Origin of the sequence: Streptomyces sp. TRM64462, assembly GCF_013362995.1 — a bacterium.
GTDB lineage: Bacteria > Actinomycetota > Actinomycetes > Streptomycetales > Streptomycetaceae > Streptomyces.
The window spans coordinates 1-1,120 of sequence record NZ_JABWDV010000062.1 but is presented as its reverse complement, the minus strand read 5'-3'; the positions used below and the strand labels follow the sequence as shown (position 1 = coordinate 1,120).

General features: G+C 80.0%; 1 pseudogene. It reads left to right on the top strand.

Annotated elements, in window-relative coordinates:
* Positions 1 to 1,120 (top strand): annotated as a pseudogene (locus HTZ82_RS02900) (hypothetical protein); the annotation flags it as partial.

Genomic DNA, 1,120 nt, shown 5'->3' with positions numbered 1-1,120 from the left:
TCCGGGTCAGATGCGGGGCGAGGCGCCGGACCGGGCGGGCGGGAGCGGCGACGTACCGGGTGCGGGTTCCGCAGGGGGTCGCGCTCAGGGCGGGGGCCAGACTCAGGGCGGCGGCCCCGCCCCGGAGCGGCACGGGCACCACTATGCGCCGAACCCGGAAGCAGGCGCCGGGCACCACCACGCCGCGGACCAGGACCCGAGCGCCGGGCGAAGCCAGGAGCAGGCCGGAGGTGCGAGCACCGGGCGCGTTCGCGGGCAGGCCCACGGCCTGGACCAGGACCGGCCCGCCCCCGGCCATGGGGCGGCCGCAGGCCACGGTCACGCGGCGGGGCCAGGGCACGCGGACGCTCGCGGTGCCGGCCACCGGCCGAGCGCGGGCGCCGAAGGGCGCGGACCCGAGCAGGGCGGCGGAAGCGCGGAACCTGCGCGGTCGGCTGAGCGCGGCGCGCTGCCGCACCAGTACGGCCAGGCCCAGGGGGCACGGCAGCCCCAGGGCCACGGGCAGGCGGCCGACAGCGCCCACGGCAGCCCGCAGGGCGACACGGGGCGCGAGTCGTCGCCGCACCACGGCCACGCGACCCCGCGAGGCGACGGCGACGGAGCGCCGGGAGCCGAGGCCCACGGCCAAGCGACGCCGCGCAGCGACGGTCACGGCGCCCCCCAAGGCATCGGCTCCCCGTACAGCGACAGCCACGGACTCCTGTCCCACGACGGTCACGGCCCTCGGCACGGCCAGAGCCCACCGCCCCGCGACGGCCACAGCGCCGCACCCCGAGGTCACGGCCACGCGCACGACCAGGTCCCGGTCCAGAGCCCACCGCCCCACGACAGCCACCGCGCCCCGCAGCCCGGCGACCACCGAGCCCCTGTAGTCGGCCTCACCGCCCCCGGCGGCACCCCCGCACGCGGGACGCAGATCCCGGCGGACGCGAACGCGCAGGCGCGGGCCCAGGCGCAGGCGGCGACGCAGGCCCAGGCCGAGTCGCAGGCGCGGGCAGAAGCGCAGGCCGAGCCGCAGGCCCAGGCCAACGCCCAGACCCAGACCCAGACCCAGCCCCAGGCCCAGGCCGAACCCACCGCGCCGCGCCGCAGGGGCATAGGCGCATGGGCCCGGCGCCTC